The sequence below is a fragment of the Pseudomonas sp. CFBP 13711 genome (genome assembly GCF_014842265.1).
GTDB lineage: Bacteria > Pseudomonadota > Gammaproteobacteria > Pseudomonadales > Pseudomonadaceae > Aquipseudomonas.
Genome location: NZ_JACYVI010000001.1, coordinates 630,071 through 648,935 on the forward strand (window position 1 = coordinate 630,071; position 18,865 = coordinate 648,935).

9 protein-coding genes and 1 pseudogene are annotated in these 18,865 nt (G+C 59.6%); 3 read left to right on the forward strand and 7 right to left on the reverse strand.

The annotated features are described in order from the left end of the window. Positions 1-213: 213 nt before the first annotated feature. On the forward strand, positions 214-4,692 hold the full coding sequence (locus IFT47_RS02850) for an Ig-like domain-containing protein (RefSeq protein ID WP_192170941.1): 4,479 nt from the start codon (positions 214-216) through the stop codon (positions 4,690-4,692). A gap of 42 nt (positions 4,693-4,734) precedes the next feature. Here IFT47_RS02850 and IFT47_RS28040 read toward each other — a convergent pair. The 4 genes and pseudogenes from IFT47_RS28040 to IFT47_RS02870 form a co-directional block, all read right to left on the reverse strand. Further along, a pseudogene (locus tag IFT47_RS28040) lies at positions 4,735-6,120 on the reverse strand (autotransporter outer membrane beta-barrel domain-containing protein); the annotation flags it as partial. 1,991 nt (positions 6,121-8,111) lie between these two features. Continuing rightward, positions 8,112-10,130, reverse strand: a complete 2,019-nt coding sequence (locus IFT47_RS02860; protein WP_192170939.1) for a hypothetical protein — start codon at positions 10,128-10,130, stop codon at positions 8,112-8,114. 59 nt (positions 10,131-10,189) lie between these two features. Beyond that, positions 10,190-11,494 carry a hypothetical protein gene (locus tag IFT47_RS02865; protein ID WP_192170938.1) on the reverse strand — a complete coding sequence of 435 codons (1,305 nt, stop codon included), beginning with the start codon at positions 11,492-11,494 and terminating at the stop codon, positions 10,190-10,192. Positions 11,495-11,705: 211 nt separating this feature from the next. Beyond that, positions 11,706-12,668 (reverse strand): zinc-binding dehydrogenase, encoded by a 963-nt coding sequence (locus tag IFT47_RS02870; RefSeq protein ID WP_192170937.1) that lies wholly within the window; start codon positions 12,666-12,668, stop codon positions 11,706-11,708. A 145-nt stretch (positions 12,669-12,813) separates the two neighbouring features. Here IFT47_RS02870 and IFT47_RS02875 point away from each other — a divergent pair, with 145 nt between their 5' ends. Then, on the forward strand, positions 12,814-14,895 hold the full coding sequence (locus IFT47_RS02875; protein ID WP_192170936.1) for a carboxy terminal-processing peptidase: 2,082 nt from the start codon (positions 12,814-12,816) through the stop codon (positions 14,893-14,895). A gap of 120 nt (positions 14,896-15,015) precedes the next feature. Next, a complete protein-coding gene (locus tag IFT47_RS02880; RefSeq protein ID WP_192170935.1) occupies positions 15,016-16,806 on the forward strand; it encodes a bifunctional diguanylate cyclase/phosphodiesterase in 1,791 nt (596 codons plus the stop codon). Positions 16,807-17,125: 319 nt separating this feature from the next. Here IFT47_RS02880 and IFT47_RS02885 read toward each other — a convergent pair whose 3' ends face one another. The 3 genes from IFT47_RS02885 to IFT47_RS02895 all read right to left on the reverse strand — a co-directional run bounded on the left by IFT47_RS02885 (position 17,126) and on the right by IFT47_RS02895 (position 18,448). Then, positions 17,126-17,500 (reverse strand): hypothetical protein, encoded by a 375-nt coding sequence (locus tag IFT47_RS02885; protein ID WP_192170934.1) that lies wholly within the window; start codon positions 17,498-17,500, stop codon positions 17,126-17,128. Next, on the reverse strand, positions 17,497-17,853 hold the full coding sequence (locus IFT47_RS02890) for a helix-turn-helix domain-containing protein (protein WP_192170933.1): 357 nt from the start codon (positions 17,851-17,853) through the stop codon (positions 17,497-17,499). Before IFT47_RS02890 ends, IFT47_RS02885 begins: the two co-directional genes overlap by 4 nt. A 145-nt stretch (positions 17,854-17,998) precedes the next feature. Then, positions 17,999-18,448, reverse strand: coding sequence for a YkvA family protein (locus IFT47_RS02895; RefSeq protein WP_065986833.1), 450 nt, complete (start codon positions 18,446-18,448; stop codon positions 17,999-18,001). Positions 18,449-18,865 lie beyond the last annotated feature (417 nt).

Genomic DNA, 18,865 nt, shown 5'->3' on the forward strand with positions numbered 1-18,865 from the left:
CGAGTGCGGCGGGGACATGGGGTTCACGCCGCGATGAATGTTCAGCTCGACAGTGTTTATCAACCTGGGGCGCGACACCTGTAAGGCCAGTCCAGGGCCGGCCGGTGGATGGCGCTCCCGATCAAATCTCCGCTGGGGAGTCGACGGCAGCCTATGCAGACGTTTTGCTGCCAATCCCCGGTCAGCGTCCCCCCCTGAACAAGGAAGCTCACCATGAAACGAGACTCAGGCACCCTCCTCCCACCCTCGGACGGCGACTACTCGATACTCGCGTTGCGTCCGGTGCTGATCACTGGTCTGGTCACCCCCGTCGAGGGCGGTGACGGCGGGATCAATATCGACCTCGTAGAAGACCCGGACGGTATATTAGTTTCCGTCGACCCCTGGCTGCGCATGCAGGAGGGCGACCTTGTCGAGTTTTACTGGGACGACACTCGGGTGGACAGTCACACGGTGGTCGCCGACGATATCGACAAGCGCATTGGTTTCACGCTGCACACCGACTGGGACATGCCTGACTGGGCTGAAAGGGTGTTCTACAGACTGACCCGCACCGGCACAAACACGCCCGAAGACTCAGTGCCGTTGCGCCTGCGGGTCAAACTCGATCGGCCGGGAGGCGTGGACCAGGATCCGCATAAACCCGGGCACTCCGAACTCAAGGCGCCAGAGCTGCCGGAGGACATTGTCAATAACGGCGTTGATAAAAATTCGGCAGCTGCTGGCATCCCTGTGACCATCCGCAATTACCCCGGACGTAAGGCTCGCGACACTGTCGAGTTGCAGTGGGGCACTGTGTCTCTCCGTCGGCAGATCACTGAAACCGAGGCCGGGGGCGAAGAGCCTATCGTCATCACCGTCGATCAGGACGCCATACTCGCAGCTGGCAATGACCCAGCGCTGCTCGTCCACCATCAGGTCTACGACGAGGTGTGGAACTTCTCCGAGGACTGGTCGCTTCCGACCTGCGTAAAGGTGGACGCCGGCGCCTGGACGCTGCCCGCACCGATCATCGAAGAAGCCTTCAACGGGGTGATCGACCTCGGCGATCTGGGCAGCGCCGACGTCACGGTGGTTATCAACATTACCGTGGGTCCTTTCCATATTGGCGACACCGTGACCATGACCTGGCTCGGTACCCCAATCACAGGTGCGCCGGTGACGCATAGCCAGACCGTGACGGTGAGCAACATCCCGTCGATCTATTACACCACTGTCCCCAACGCACTTGTGCGCGACTTGCTCGGCGGCGCCGCTAAAGCGTCCTACGTCCTGAACAAAGCCAGCGGTGAAATGCCGCAGTCATCGAAAGTGGCAATCGCCCGAATCACCGGCGTGGCCCCCCTGAAAATCCCGCGCATTCTGGAACTGATCGGTGATGTGCTCGACCCGTTCGAAGAGCGCGTCCACGTGGAGATTCCGGTCTACGTCGGCATGGCCAATGGCGATCTGATTGAACTGATCTGGCTCGGCACCCGCGTTAATGGCACGCCCTATCTATATGAAACCCAACACTTCGTGACCGCCAACGACGTAGGCAACGTCGTTTATATCCCTGTGATGGGCGAACACATCGCCTTGCTTGAGAACGGCACGCTGGACGTCAGCTACCGGGTATTCAACGATGTATCCACGGTGCGGGTCTCGGAGCATCTGCTCGTCAAGGTCGGACAACACCTGGCCGAACTGCCTGCGCCGAGCATCCTCGAAGCGCCGGGCGGCGAGCTCGACCCCGAGCTGAATCCCGGTGCCGACGTCACGTTACAGGTCAGTTATAACGGCACGGTCGCCGGAGACACGCTCACCTGGTACTGGCTTGGTCATCCGCTGGAGGGCAGCGGCAGCGACTGGCTCCCCATCACCACTGCCATTGCCGGCAAGCCGGTCGATTTCAAGGTTCGGCGGCCCCTGGTCGATGCCAACATCAATAATGTGGTGAGGGTGCTGTACACACTCAAACGCGGCGCCACCGGCCATTTTCAGTACTCGAAAACACTGGATCTGGTAATCGGCAAACCCATTGGCGAACTGCCCGCCCCCACCGTACTGGAAGCCAGCAACGGGGTGCTTGACCCCATCAAGGCGCAGGCCGGTGTGACCGTGCAGGTGTTTTACAAGAGCATGCAGCCGAAGGATACCGTCACCATGATGTGGCTGGGCAGTCCGGGGGCCGGTTCACCTGCCGACCAGGAACAGACGGTCAGCGAGAATGGGCCAGTCAACTTCATCGTGCCCGCTACCGTGGTCGGCGCGAACATTGGGCGCGGTGTCAGCGTGTCCTACCGCGTCAAACGTTACATGGCAGAGCAACAGTCCATCGCCTTGATGCTCTCTGTACTGCCCTTTGGCGACCCTGACAAGGACTTGCCGCATCCGGCCATCACCCAGGCCGACGGTCAGACGCTGAACCTGGCAACCTTCACCGGCAACGCGACGACGACCGTGGGCAAGTGGCCTTTTGCTGCGGCGGAGCAACGCGTGTGGCTGCGTCTTGAAGGGGAAACCGGCAGCGGCGGCGTCTACAGCATCACGCTGCTGGATGGCGCGGTGCTGACCAGTGCCCAGGCCACGAATGGTCTGTCCGAGAGCGTCCCGCGCACCGAGCTCGAAAAACTCGGGCAGGACACCCGCCTTGAGGTGATCTGCAATGTTGCCTTCGACCGCACCGCCAGCGAGAGCACTGCCGTGCAGTTTCCGCGAACGGCGTACACCTTCAAGCTGCACCATGACTGGGTCAACCCGCAGATCGTCAGCGTCAGCGACAGCAAGGGCGAAGTGGTTGACGGAGGGACGACGTTCGATACCACAGTGAGCATCAGCGGCACTTCCACCGTCGAAACCGAGCTGGAAATTCTCGACGGTGGCACGCGTCTGTCCACCGTGACTGCCAACAGCAGCGGCGTCTGGAGCGGATCCCTGCCGGGATTGACCGTGAAAACCTACAGCCTGAAGGCCAGCGCGCTGGATGGAAGCGGAATGGTTTCGCCTTCCCGTCGGTTTGATGTGGTGGCCAACCTGACGCCGACCATAACTCAGGTGCTCGATTCAAACGGGCCAATCAGCAACGGCGGATCGACCGTCGAGACCAGCGTCACAGTGTCCGGCCAGGGCAGTCCCGATCAACAGATCGAGCTGTTTGACGACAACACCTCCAAAGGTACGGCGCGTACAAACAATGCCGGTACCTGGTCGTTGACCGTTTCGGGGCTGACGGTAGCCTCGCATCCCTTCAAGGCTAAAGCGCTATATGGCACGGAGCCCGAATCAACGGTCTGGACAGTGATCGTCGCGGTCGCCGTTACCCCAACGATTACCAGCATCAAGGACTCGAAAAACGTCGAGATTCCGCCCGACGGATTTACAGTGGATACCGATGTCGTGGTGACGGGGAGCGCCAGTGCGAACCTGCAGGTCGAGGTTTTTGACGGTGCGGCGACGCTCGGCAAAGTCAGCGCCAATGCGGCTGGACAATGGACACTGCCTCTGACCGGCCTGAACGTCGCCGTCCATAGAATCAAAGCCAAAGGCGACTACGCAAGCTACCCGGAATCTCCGGTGCGAAACTTCACGATCACAGCCTTGGTGACCCCGACCATCACCCAGGTCGTAGAACCCGATGGAACGCCGGTGAGCAATGGCGGTTCAACTTACGCCAACACGGTCACCGCGTCGGGCAAGGCGTCGATCGGTCAGTCCGTGGAGGTGTTCGACGGCGCGTCTTCCAAAGGCACTGCCAGCGTGAACACCAGCGGCGACTGGTCGCGGTCAGTCAGCGGCCTGTCGGTCGGCGCCCATAGCCTGACTGCCAAAGCGTTGTACGCGAGTCATCCGGTGTCCCCACCGTGGACGTTCAATGTTCAGGCGGCAACGGCGCCAACCCTGAGCGTGCGCGACTCAAAAGGCGAGATCAATCAGGGAGGCACCACCACGGAGACCACCGTGACGGCATCGGGCACGGCTGCGCCGAACGAACAAGTGGAAGTTTTCGACGAGAACACTTCCAAAGGGAAGACCGCAGTGGGGGGTAACGGTAACTGGAGGCTGTCGGTGGGTGTGGCGCTGGGTTCTCACCGTCTCAAGGCCGTGGGGCAATACGCTGAAAATCCTGCATCGGGCGTGCGTCAGTTTTCGGTTATTTCTCCGATACCGCCATTTGTCCTGGATCCGTCGTCCGTTTCGCTGAATGGTGGGCTATGGGGGTTGGCAGGTTACCCAGGCTATGAACCTTTGAACTGGCCAGCAGGCACGACTTACCGAAGGACTCCAACCAGCGGGGTGGCACCTTACACGTACACATCCAGCGATGACTCAAAAGTGCAAGTCGACAGCAGCGGCCTCATCAAGTCGGTATCGAACGGCACGGCGACAATTACCGTTCAGGACCAACAAGGACGTCGAGGCAGTTACGCTGTAACGGTCTCCAATGTGGTCCTGGTGTACGGACTGGGAAACCGCAGCTGGCCAGATGCATCTCGAACAGCCGCAGGGCGCGGTTTGAGAATGATGAGCATGGACGAGCTTCGGCAAATCTATAGTCAGTATGGCAATAGATTCCCAATGGGTGATGCATCTTATTGGTCAACAGATGCCGCTGGGCTAATAAGCAATAAGACGAAAAATATGGTGAACGGAACTGAAGGTACGGGATATACGACAGTCCCCGGCGGGTGGTGCAACGTTATCGCTAGGTGAAAAGGATCAGGAGAGCCCTATAGGGCTCTCCTGATACCGGGATCACCAGCTATACCGCAACCCCACATTCGCCCCAAACGGTTGCTCGATGTTCTCACCGTTGGAGTAATCGAAATCAGCATGCACCTGCAGGCTGTCTGAAAACGCCACGGCAACACCCGCCCCCAACTCACCTCGCGAGCCGGACAAGTCATTGTTGAACACGTTGTTGTTCACCTGAACTTCGTTGTTCTTCGCGAACTCGTGTACACCCGCCACCCGAACATACGGCTGCAACACTTTGCCGTCACTCATCTCGAAGTTGCGACCTGCGGTCATGCCGACCTTGCCCAGCAGCGAACGAGTGCGATCGCCTTCGGCACGCATGTCGTTGTTCAACTCGTAATCCTTGCCCTGGATCACCACGGCGGACAACTGGCTGTAGGGTTCGATGAAATAGCCGTCGTTCAGCTTGATATGGCGACCAAACTCCACCGAGCCGCCTGCGCCCGAGTTGTCGTAATCACCCTTGGCGCGCGTGCCATCGCTGATACTGACCTTAGAGTCGTTGCGGAAGCGGTTGAACTTCAACACACCGTCGAAATAGTAGCCGCTGGCCTGGTCCATCCAGGTCGTGTAAATGCCGGCGTAATAACTGTTCACCGTGCCCGACGTACCGCGACTCAGGTCAAGATCGGATTTGCTGTGCCCGGCCAGTACACCCACCAGCCACTGCCCGTCGCCGACGGGCAACGGCGCATCAGCGCCGAGCGACAAGCCCTGCTGCGTCTGCTGATAACCCACACCCGACGCTTCATCGACGTTGTATTTGTTGCCGTAGGTGCGCACCCAGCCGCCCGCCTTGCCGCCGTTGAAGCGCAACTCGCCCATGCGGCTGCGCAGCGACGTCAGCTCGCCGTACCAGACCGTCGGCGCGGTGTTGAACAGCGCCAGCACCGAGCGCGTGCCGGGGCTGATCGTCGCGGTATTCGGGTCAAGAAACCAGTCGGTCCCGCCAGCGCTGTTGCTGGCCGACGCCAGTTGATAGGAATAGGTCCCCACGTCCACCGCACGATCGCCCGCCAAGGTAAAGGTCGCGTTACCGCCCCCGGTCTGCACGACAGTCAAGGGCTGTGGTGACGTCGGGTCGGCGCCCGAACCTGCGATCAGCAAGGTATGGCTGCCCGTCGCAGAACCGGTGACGTTGAGCAGGTCGTGCTCGTTGGTGAGGTAGTCCGCGTCCATGACGAAGGTGCCGTTGCCGGACAGGGTGCCGACGTTGAGCTGGTAGAACGCGTTGGTTGCGCCAAACCTCACCGTGCTGTCATTCATCGCGAGTGAGTTGAGGGTGTTGGAACCCACCATATCCCAGGTGGAGGAACCCGCGAGGGTGGCGCTGTCGACATTGATCAAGTTGCCGGTGAACACCGAATTGTTGGCCAGCGAAACAACGCCGCCACCGGAGGTGATATCGCCGGACATCGAACTGGCATCCAGGCTGACATTACTGCTGCTGACATCGCCTTTCAGCGTTGAGCCGCCCAGCAACTTCAGCAAACCTGCCCCGCCGATCGACGTGACATTGCCGACTATCGAACTGGCATCAAGGCTAACGTCGTTGCTGCTGACATTGCCTTCCACCAGGGAGCCTGCCGCCAGCGACACAACGCCCGCGGTGCCGGTCGAGGTGACATTGCCGGCTATCGAACTGGCATCGAGACTGACGTTGTTGCTGTTCACGTTGCCTCTTACCAAAGAGCGGCGAACCAGCTTGACGGCACCTGCTCCGCTGGCGGAAGTGACATCGCCGGTAATCGAGCTGGCGTCAAGACTGACGTTGTCGCTGATGACCTGACCTTCTACGGTCGAACCGCCGACAAGCGATACAACACCGGCGTTGCTGGTCGACGTGATGTCACCCTTCATTGAACTGGCGTTCAGGCTGACGTTATCGCTGCTGACGTTACCTTGCAGCGCCGAACCCTCCACCAGCGATACCACGCCGGCACTGCTCATCGACGTGATATCGCCGATCATCTGACTGCCGTTCAGGCTGACGTTGTCGCTGTTGACGTTGCCTTCCAGCACTGACCCGTTAGCCAGCGAAACCACACCGGCGCTGCTGGCCGAGGTTACGTTTCCGGTAATGGAACTCGCATTCAGATTGACCGCATCAATACCGGTGACATCGCCCGTGAGCGCAGAGCCATTGTTCAGCGCCAGGGTGCCGCTGCTGGTGGCATCCGCCGAAACGTTACCGATCAACCGGCCCTGATCGAAGGTCAGGTTGGCAATGCTGCCGTTGGAGATAGCGAAGTTACCGGTCACTTCACTGCTCTGCAGCAGCACGTTCGCCGTCGCCGTGTTGGAAACTTCCAGCGCATTGCCGTTGCCGCCCGTCAAGGTGGTGCCGTTGAGCAGGTTGAGGTTGGCAACCATTCCGCCGCCCTGACCATTGAGCAGGATCGCAGCGCCGTTGGTGCCTTCTATGTGGGAGCCTTCGATATTGATCGTTCCCTGTCGCACGTTGGAAACGTCCACGCGGTAGGCAAGACCATTCAGCCCCCCCGTCACGGTGCTGTCGCGCAGGGAAATGTCCGAGCCAAAACCTCGAACCCCATAACTGTTCCCGGAAGTGCCGGTGATCACCGCCCCGGTGGCGTCCAGACTGCTGCCAAAGGAAAGCGACGCGCCGCCAGTGGAACCGGTAATGGTGCCGCCGTTGATCAGGAACGAACTCCCCGGTCCGGTGGCGACTTGCGTGCCGAACAGACCCAGACCGTTTGTACTGACAACGGTGGCATTGTTCAGTATCGCCGAGCTGTCGGTGAGCACCAGCGCGTTGGCACTGCCGCTTGCGATAACGCTGGCACCCGTGATGTTGGCCACAGCACCTGGAGCACTCAGGTTGACGCTGCCTGCCGAACTGCCTGTATTGAGATTGACGACGCTGCCTGCACCTCCACCGTTGATCGACAGCGTTTGTGCGCCGTTGTTAACGGTGAGGGTAGAACCGGTGGCCAGGGTCCAGGACTCGGGCGAGTCGCCCTGATTGACCTCGGTAGACTCGCCAGGTGACAACGCGCGCGCCTCGGCCACGGCACTGATGCACAGGGCCAGAGAAATGAAGGTTGAGGGTTTGAAATATCGAGAGGGGATAAAACGCGATTCAGCCATGACCAGCTCCTTGGGAATAAACGCCACTCCCGCGGAACCATCTATTAAGCGCCGCAGGATAAGGGCGCGAAGACTACATTCTTCAAATCCATATCTGTTGTAGGACGTTTCCTAACCTTTTGAGCGTAGCTTCCTACAATGCACTTCGCCTGCCGTTTACCACCCGATTTGGAAACCTGACGGATTAAACACCAAGGCCGCGTGACGCGGCCCTGGTGGTATCAAACGACTCAGCACGATGCAAATTTCAGGTTGACCCGAACTTAACAGCCGCACCCTTTCGAGGTTGCACGACGACGCGGATTGGGAGGACAAAACCCGGCCGAATTCGTCGCTGATGCCCTGATCAGCATTTCGCCTTTCATGGGCGGCTGGGTATCGGATTCATAGGTCAGCTTGATCGAACCATTGGTTCCCACCGGCTTGATGTGAGTCTCGAAGGGCCCGAATACCAGACTAAAGCCATTGATAGCTTCGGCCTCGGTGATATCTCTCTCGGTTACCAGTGCCGTGCCCACCGGGACGTTACCGACTTTGTCGGTGTAGCACTGCCAAGTGAAAGTGAGCTTTTCACCGCCCTTCAACCGCGGAGTATTCGAAGGGATCTCGACGGCAACGTTTTGATCCGGACCGATGAATGAATTGCAGTTAAGAATGGGAACCCCGCCTGCAGCGGATCCGGCATCAGGAAACTCCGGATCAGCAAGCTTGATCGGCAAGGCCGCACTGACATCAACCAGGGTAGGAACGCACAGCTCAATGTTGCCAGTGTCATTCATACGTCCGACAGTGTAGAAGACCGGCACATTGGTCCCGCTTGGCAGATCCTTGATGGCGTCCCATTCGACAGTGAACGTGTACGGGTTGGTCGCGTCGACGACCGGAGCGAATTCGGCTACCGGGTTGTCTAGCGAATACCAGTACAACACCATCCTCTCCTGTGGGCCGATAGGTTGGTACAGAGCCACGGTAACTTCTACCGGCTTACCTGCGTCGTCCTCGTTAAGCACGTTATCTTCGGGCGACGCGCCGGTACCCCGCACCGTTACTTTGGGAAGGTTCGGATTTTCAGGGTTCGGGCGGTCAGGGTTTACCGGCCCGGGCACAAAAAAGTCGACATCAATGATCGCTTCGGGTGAATCGAACGTCCTGTTCCCGCGTTTGACGACATACTTGACGGAAGTAGGCAGCACGGTGGTGGCGCCGCCGTAGGCCGGCTCAAGTATCGAGTCATACGGTACGCTCAGCACTATCTTGGCCGCCGGCTGGGTGATGTCGTGGAAAATCTTGATTGCAGCAGTCCCCCAGGTCGCCTCGACCACATCGCCTTCCAAAGCGTTGGGGATATGCTCGATCTCAACGAGGGTTTCCGTACCCGAAGCAATGTCAGCCAGATTCAGAATCTTGTCATCCGAGATCCTTGGCACCGTGGGAAGGGGCAGGGGAGCCTCGGGCAGTGGATTTCTGAACAGGCCGGTGATTGTGTCATCGGCGCGCGGCCCGTGATTCCCCACTTTGTCGAGCAGCCGGTAGGACACATAGATGAACCCATCCAGCAAACCATCAAACCTATCAGCTGGAATTTTGATTTGACGGTTCTGGTCCATTGGAGCGCGATACGTTGGCTCGGTGGGACTGGTGGCAGGCATATAGACATATAGATCCACGTTATCCCCGGGTTGCTCGTCCTGATAACCCGGGATCACCACCACCACACCACCATTCGTGTTCAGATACTCTCCAGTAATGCCCTCGTCTGTCACTGTCTGGTCAACGAAAGTGAGTTTGGCCGGCGATTGATTATTAGCCGGCGGCGTTTTATCGATGATGATCTGAGTAAGGTCCGACGGCGTAAGGACGCCGTTTTCACCTGTAACGGTATAACGAAGGTCGTACGTGCCCTGGATTTTGAAATTCTCCTTGGCCAACTTCAACACGATAGGAAAACTGTCCGGATCCAGAGGCCCCGGGAGCTCAATCGCGGCCTGAGCCGGTTGCCAGTCGGAGGAGTTTTGCAACTTCCATTCAAATTGCAAGAAATCAGTTTGGTCATCTTGCGCAGGGTTTGGCCAAATACCGATCGAGATGTCCATGTCCTCTTCTTGCTTATCCGCAGGAACCAAACCGGCGAACTCCGGCTCCCCCGGCCACCAGTCGGGCAACACCGGCGCGACGAGCGTGGCACGAGGCTGGCCTGCTCTCTTCTGGGTTTTCAGTTTATTGACACTGCGTTCGAGCGCATTCGCGAGAACGATGGATCGTTTGGTTGGTTTGATGCTCATGTCGTTTCTCCTTGAGTTGACTCGCGCCCACCCAGCCCGGCGCGTCCTTTGTTTCCGCGTTACTTCCCTCTACCGCCGCGCCCGATTGCCTGAAACACGCGGGCGATAAAACCCCTGACCTTGCGGCAGGCACTGCATCCGTCAGCCAACGTCGCGTCAGACTGCATGGCCAACGTCGTCGGCCCGCAGATCTCGCCGCTGGGCAACTTGCGATTGATCTTCACTAGCCCCTCGTAGGACGCGCCCGACTGCCCGCCGACTTTCGTCAACCGGTAAGTGGCCAGCGCCGATCCTTCAAGGATGGGTTCGATGTGGGGAATGAAAGGCTCGACCAGAATGTCCAGATAACCGTCGGTCACGTTCTTCACGCTGACCGTTCTGGCAAATACGCCCTCGGTGCCCGCGATCGGATCGTGGCCGTTCAACGTGTGATAGCCCTGCCAATACAGTGTGATCTGGTCCTGGTACTCGAACAGGTTACGAACGAAGGTGACCCGTACCGTAATGCCATTCCAGGGCTCGTTATTGCAGTTGATATAGCCGTAGATATCCGCTTCCGGAAAATCGGGCTCGGGGAGATCGCCCCCCGGCAGCGGCTTCAGCGCAACGGCAGCGGGCGTTTCACGGGAGAACGAGTCGGTCTCGTTGCCGGCACGGTCTCGTACTTTGTAAGTGGCGTAGAAATTGCCATCCCGGTCCGGTGCGCGCACGGCGTCGCCGGGCAGGCTGATGCGGATATCGTCCGCCTCGATCTGCGCCTGGGTCACCGTCACGCTGGCCACAACCGATGTCGTTGGCGGGTTGTCCTGTGACCAGTAAAGGTCAACGACATCGTCTTCTTTCGCGTCGAGGTACACAGGGCTCGGCAGGCGCAGCTCTACCTGATCGCCATGGCTCGCCAGGTACGCTTCGTTGATCACCCCGTCTACCAGATCATTGGGCAACAACAAGGCCAGCAACTGCTTGTCGTAGCTGGGCGGGCGGGTGTCGATGGTGACGGTGCGCCGATCGGAAGGTGTAACCGCGCCAGCGTCGTTGGTGACCGTGTACCAGAGTTGGTATTGGCCATCCGGCTGCAAGTGTTTCTTGTCGAACGTGAGTAAAAAAGGGAACAGGGAAGGATCGACGGGGCCTTGAAAACTGGCGCTTGCCACCGGCAGGTTATCGGGCTCGCCGCTCCAGAAGAGTTCCAGCAGGTCGGTCTCGCCATCCGACGCCGGCAGCGCCCACAGCGGCACCAGCACTTCTAGATCATTGGACTGTGTTCCCGTCGCAACGAGGCCGAGCGGATCATTCGGATCAATAATCGCCGGCACCTGGGGCGCCGCCAGATTGATCTTCGAAACGTTCCCTGTTCGCCGCATGAGCGGCTGTTTATTGCTGTCCCTGGCCATCCTGTCCTCACCTCGTCCGATGAAGCGTTCTCAGCCAGCACTCGCCGACCAAGCAACGCAACAAGGCTTTATTGAGAACCGAATGGGCCAGGCTGACTACTGTCAGAAATGACAGTTCTGGCCACCGCCGGTCGGCTGACGAGGCACGGCTATACCGAACAGCAAAAGGGCAAAAGCAGGGTCACACCAGACTGTCGTCGATCACCAGCACGACCTTGCCCGACACCTGATTGGTGGCCAGCTCCGCGTAGGCCGCTTCGGCTTCGCTGATCGGAAAGCTGCGCGCCAGTTGTGGCTTGAGCCGGCCTTCGGTGAACAGCGGCATGACGTGCTGCCCCAGATCGCTGAGCAGGTCGGCCTTGAACTGGTCGTCGCGGCTGCGCAGGGTCGAACCCAGAATATGGATGCGCTTGCCCAGCACCTGAGCGAAGTCCAGCTCGGACTTGCGCCCTCCCATCAGCCCGATTAGCACCAGACGACCGTCAACGCCGAGCACCTTCAGATTCAGCGCCGCGTAGTTGGCGCCCACCGGGTCAAGGATGACGTTGAACGGCGCGAAGTCGTTCAGCGCATCCAGGTTCTCGTTGCGCAGCACTCCGCCCTGGGCGCCGAGGGATTCGCAATACGCCAGCCGCTCCGCCGAGCCCACGGTGACCCAGACCGGGTTGCCGAACGCCTTGCACAGCTGAATGGCAGCTGAACCAACGCCACTTGCTCCGGCGTGCAGCAACACTTTTTCGCCAGGCTGGAGGCCCCCCAGCTGGAACAGATTCAGCCAGGCCGTGGCGTACACTTCAGGAATCGCCGCCGCTTCGTGCAGCGAGATCCCCTCGGGCACCGGCAGCACATGCCGCGCATCGACCACCACTTCTTCGGCCATCGCACCGCCCGCAACCAGCGCGCACACGCGGTCGCCGACTTCCCAGGCGCAGCCCGGGCCGACCTCGGCAATCACCCCGGAACATTCCATCCCGAGGATTTCCGTGACACCCGGCGGTGGCGGGTAATGCCCCGAGCGTTGCAGCAAATCGGCACGATTGAGTCCGGCGGCTGCGACCTTGATGCGGACTTGTCCTACATCCAGCGTCGGCGATGGCTCTTCAACCCATTCCACACGACCTTCAACGCCTTGCAATGCTTTCACGGTGCCTCCATAGTGAGTCTTGACTGAGCCCGATGTGCCTCACGGCCATTGGGCTTTTTGCATTATGCGACCGTGTTCTGACCGAACCGGCGACCTCCAAAGACGGCCTAATATGCGTTATCAATTGTCCCCGCGTCGAATCAGCATGAAGCATTTCTTACCCAGCACCACCCTTGCATTACTCATTGGCCTGACTGTCCTGCCAATGTCGGCCAGTTCGTTCGCCGCCAACAGCTGGGATAATCTTCAACCTGATCGCGATGAAGTCATCGCCAGTCTGAATGTCGTGGAGCTGCTCAAGCGCCACCACTACAGCAGGCCGCCGCTGGACGACAAGCGTTCGGAAATCATCTATCAGAGCTACCTGAAACTCCTTGATCCTGCGCGCAGCTACTTCCTCGCCAGCGACATCGCCGAGTTCGACAAGTGGCGTTTCCAGTTCGACGACTTCCTTAAAAGTGGCGACCTGGCCCCGGGTTTTACCATCTACAAACGTTATCTGGACCGCATCAAGTCGCGTCTGGATTTCGCCCTGGCGCAGCTGAGTAAGGGCGTCGACAAGATCGACCTGAACACCCAGGAAACCTTGCTGGTTGATCGCAAGGACGCACCTTGGGCCAAGAACGAAGCCGAACTCGACGACCTCTGGCGCAAGCGCGTCAAGGATGAGGTTCTGCGCCTGAAGATCGCCGGCAAAGACCCGGCGAAGATTCAGGAAACCCTGACCAAGCGTTACAAGAACCAACTCGCGCGTCTGGGCCAGACCCGCAGCGAGGACGTGTTCCAGGCGTACCTGAACACCTTCGCGATGTCCTACGATCCGCACACCAACTATCTGTCACCTGACAGCGCGGAAAACTTCGACATCAACATGAGCCTTTCCCTGGAAGGGATCGGCGCTGTCCTGCAGAGCGACAACGACAACGTCAAGATCGTCCGCCTGGTGCCGGCCGGCCCCGCCGCCAAGACCAAGCAAGTGGCGACCGCCGACAAGATTATCGGCGTCGCCCAGGGCGACAAAGAAATGGTCGACGTGATCGGCTGGCGTCTGGATGAAGTGGTCAAATTGATTCGCGGCCCGAAAGGCTCGGTCGTGCGTCTGGAAATCGTCCCGGCCAGTAATGCGCCAAGCGACCAGACCACCAAGATCGTGTCGATCACCCGCGAAGCCGTGAAGCTCGAAGAGCAGGCGGCGAAGAAGTCGATCCTGCACCTGAACCAGGACGGCAAGGACTACAAGCTGGGCGTCATCGAGATCCCTGCTTTCTACCTGGACTTCAAGGCTTACCGCGCCGGCGATCCCGAGTACAAGAGCACGACCCGCGACGTCAAGAAGCTGCTGACCGAATTGCAGTCGGAGAAAGTCGACGGCGTGGTCATCGACCTGCGTAACAACGGCGGTGGTTCGCTGCAGGAAGCCACCGAGCTGACCAGTCTGTTCATCGACAAAGGCCCGACCGTTCTGGTGCGTAACGCCGACGGCAAGGTCGATGTGCTGGAAGACGAAAACAGCGGTGCATTCTACAAAGGCCCGATGGCGCTGCTGGTCAACCGCCTCTCGGCCTCGGCTTCGGAGATTTTCGCCGGCGCCATGCAGGATTATCACCGCGCGCTGATCATCGGTGGCCAGACCTTCGGCAAAGGCACCGTGCAGACCATTCAGCCGCTGAACCATGGCGAACTGAAGCTGACGCTGGCGAAGTTCTACCGGGTCTCCGGCCAGAGCACCCAGCACCAGGGCGTACTGCCTGACATCGCCTACCCGTCGATCATCGACACCAAGGAAATCGGCGAAAGCGCGCTGCCTGAAGCCATGACCTACGACACCATCAAGCCGGCGATCAAGCCTGCGGTGGACCCGTTTAAACCGTTCCTTGCTCAGCTGCAATCGCGCCATGACGTGCGTTCGGCCAAAGACGCCGAGTTTGTCTTCATCGAAGAAAAACTCGCGCTGGCGAAGAAGCTGATGAGCGAAAAAACCGTCAGCCTCAATGAAGCCGAACGCCGCAAGCAACACGCCGACATCGAGAGCCAGCAGCTGGCGATGGAGAACGTACGTCGCAAGGCCAAAGGCGAAGAGCCGCTGAAGGAGCTGAAGAAAGAAGACGAAGACGCGCTGCCTTCGGATGACGACAAGACCAAACCCGAGGATGATGCCTATCTGGCTGAAACCGGGCGCATCTTGCTCGACTATCTGGGCTTGAGCGGCTCGGTGGCGAAAAAGTAAAACAGCATGAAACGTGACGAAATGATGGCAAATCGTCATCAAATAGTCATGAAGCTGTCGTGAAATAGCGGGGCTCGACGCCACAGGCGTCCAGCCCCTTTTTCTTGCCCCGAGATTGCCATGACCGTGACTGAACAGCTGAGCGCTCTGAGTTCGATCCTGACTCACGGCGACTTGCACAGCCTGTTCCAACCGATTGTGTCGCTATCGGATCGGCGCATTCTCGGCTACGAAGCCCTGACTCGCGGCCCTTCCAACAGCGCGCTGCATTCCCCTCTCAGTTTGTTTGCCGTGGCCCGCCAGGCCGGGCGCCTGAGCGAACTTGAACTGGCCTGCCGCGAGTCGGCCTGTCGGCGCTTCAGCCAGCAGCAACTGGAGGGCAAGCTGTTTCTGAATATCTCGCCGGAGTCCCTGCTGGAAGCGTCGCACCCGCCGGGGCGCACCTTGCAGCTGTTGCAGCGCTACGGAATCCCGCCGAGCCGCGTGGTCATCGAGCTGACCGAGCAGACGCCGACGGATGACTTCGGCCTGTTGTACAACGCGCTTTATCACTATCGGGACATGGGCTTTTCCATCGCCCTCGATGACCTGGGCGCAGGGTATTCAAGCCTGCGGCTGTGGTCCGAGTTGCGGCCGGATTACGTGAAGATCGACCGGCATTTCATCGACGGTATTCATCAGGACGCGGTCAAGCGCGAGTTCGTCGGCTCGATGCTGCAGATGGCCAAGGCGTCGCGGGCGCTGGTGATCGCTGAAGGCATCGAGTTACAGGAGGAGCTGGCGGTCTTGATCGACATGGGCGTCGAGCTGGTTCAGGGCTATTTGCTGTGCCGGCCACAAGAATTTCCGCCCCGCGACGCCCGTGCGCTGCTGCCGAAAATCGACCCTGCCGCCGCGACTTTTGTTGAGGAAACCAGCGACCTCAGCGCCCTGCTCAACGAGCAGCCGGCAGTGGTGCAGACCACGCCCACGGCGACCGTGCTCGAAGCATTCCGCAAGCAGGCCAATCTCAACTCGCTGGCAGTGCTGGATGAGCAGCATCAGCCGATCGGCATCGTCCACCGTCACTCGCTGTCGGACGTGCTGCTCAAGCCCTTCGCCACCGAACTGTATGCGCGTAAGCCCATTAGTCGTCTGATGAGCGACGACTTTCTGGCCGTCGAGCTGAGCCAGTCGCTGCAGCAGGTGAGCCGACTCATCACCAGCCGCGCGCGGCAACGCATCGAAGAAGATTTCATCATCATGCAGAACGGCGCCTACCTTGGGCTGGGCCGGGTCATCGATGTACTGAAACTGATTACGGAACTGAAGATCCAGCAGGCGCGCTACGCGAATCCGCTGACCCTGCTGCCAGGCAATGTACCGATCCAGCAGTGCCTGACCCGGCTGTTGCAGCAGGGTCGCGAGTCGATAATCTGCTACGTGGACATCGACAGCTTCAAACCCTTCAACGACATCTATGGCTACGGGCGCGGCGACGAGGTTCTGCTGTGTCTGGCGCAATGCCTCAACGACCGGATTGACCCGAGTCGCGACTTCGTCGGCCACATCGGCGGCGATGATTTCCTGTTGGTGCTGGGCTCGGACGACTGGCGCAAACGCCTGAACATGCTGCTGGAGGATTTCCAGAACCAGTGCCGACGCTTCTACCGTGCCGAGCACCTGGAGGCGGGCTGCTTCGTGGCGCTCAACCGGCAAGGCCACCGTCAGGAATTTCCGCTGCTGTCGCTGTCCATCGGCGTTGTGCATCTGCATCCGGAAGTCTGCACCACGCTGGACGCCAGCCAGCTTGCTGAACTGGCTTCCCAGGCCAAACACCACGCCAAAGACGTAATCGGCGCGAGTTTGCATGTGATCGATACGCTGGAGGCGGAGGTGATGGCGACGTTGAATCAGGCGGTATTGGGGTGAGATGCCGGCATTACAGGATGGGTTTGGGGGCAATCTCGAATCCCGGGTTCGACACTGATCCTGTGGGAGCGAGCTTGCTCGCGAAGACTGCATTTCAGCCGCTGAATATTCGGTGGATGTCCCGGCCTCTTCGTGAGCAAGGTGGAGCGCCACCCCGGTCACTCCCACAGGCCCGCGTTCAGCCCGGAAACCCGAGGATGGGCGGATCATTCCCACAGGTCCGAGATCAGTCTGAAATACCAAGTGCGACACAGATGCTGTGGGAGCGAGCTTGCTCGCGAAGGCGATAGCCCGGCGAACCGGGAATCAGACGCCTGCTCTACTCCGGCTTCACCGGCTGCGGGTACTCGAACTCAAACACCCGGGCGACTTCCGAGGCGTGCCAGGAGGCAGCGGCGACGCCGTCCGAAGGGCCTGAGAATCGGCCCAAACGCTCGACGCATTCAAAGAACCCGGTGCGGGGCAGTCGGCTGGCGCCCTGACTGATCACCAACGAACTGCGCAACGGCTGCTCGGCGCGGGCGTCGAGGGCGGCGAGGTGTTCGAGGGCAGCGGTCAGGGTTTGCATGGCGGGTGTAGGTAACTGCAAGCGCTCCAGCAACGCGCGATAGGTCACCAGATGACGCTGGCGACGGGCAAGGTCCAGTTCGGCGAGCAATCCGTCCCAGTGCTGGCGACTGATGCGCACGCTCATGCCTCACCCCGCCAGCCCGCAACACCCAGCTCCCACGCCAGACTCCGGCGAATGGCCGCGTCCGGCTCACGGGCGCCGCTTTCAATCAGGTCCAAGTAAGAGGGACTGATGCCGACCGTGCGCGCCAGTTGCGCCACTTCCAGGCCCTTCGCTTGGCGTAATGCACCCAGCTGATCGAATGAAGGAAGATCAGTTGCGCTGGAGGGCTGTCCGCCAGAGGCCTCAGTGTGAGCAGCCGCCGCGGACGCAGGCATGGTTGCAACACCCGCGGCCCGCAACAGGGCCTGATACTGCGCCCATGGCAGCACCGCATATTCCGGCTCTCCGTCGCGCGAAATTACCTGAAGATCCATACCAACACCCCTGTAGGACAAAAACACGCTTTACGTAGTCTTTTTCTAAGTATGGGCGGCATCTTAACAGCGGTTGGCGACGACTGGCGTGCGCGGAATCAAAGGAGCGCGGCCAGCGACAGTAATCACCCACTCAAACCCGCTGTCAGATCTTCTTCTCGTGCTCAAGCAACACAGGCGTCGCCGGCAGACGCTCAACCACCGCGAGCTTTTCGGGGTTCTGCAATTCGCGCCAGGCACGGAACGCGCTGAGCTCGGCCTCGAGGTGTTTCATCACCCACGCCAGCACGGCGATGTCGTCCAGCATCCCCAGACCCGGAATCCAGTCAGGAATCGCATCCAGAGGGCTGAGGAAATACATCAGGCCGGCCACGATCGAAAGAATCGCCTTACCGCTGATGGCGCGATATTCGCCGCGCCAGTAGGCCAGGCACAACGCCTGAAGCAGTTTCAAATCGTCTTTGATCTTGCCCAGCCGACCGCCCTCACTGGCCGTTTTGCCTGCAACAGCAAACAACAATGCGGGCAAGCGACCTGCCGCCATCAAGCGCTTGGCCATGGGCAGATAACGAATGAGATTCCAGGGTGCTTTCATATCTACTCCACGATTACCGATAAAAATCGACTTGCTGGCTTACTGCGTGTGTCGCGGCAGCCTACCGACGCGTACGCCGATTCCGCACCTGAAGGTTATCCACACAAATTGTGGATAACCTTGTGAACAGACCCGTTTTTCGGGGCCGGAACGCCCGTTCTAATGGGTCCGCAGTTAAATCGCGCGTTTTTTACACACATAAAAACCCGCAAAAAACCGTTGACTCTCCGGGCCTGCGGCGCTAGCCAAAGCCCAACGAACAACGCGCAGCCTCCGACAAATCCCGGCTTAACGCCCGTTGACTGACCGACATGGGACTCTGCTCGCTCAAGCCGGTTCGATCAAATCGGCCTGGAAATGAAAATGCCCCGTCGAGACGGGGCATTTCTTTCAAGCGGTAATCGGTCTTTCGAACGA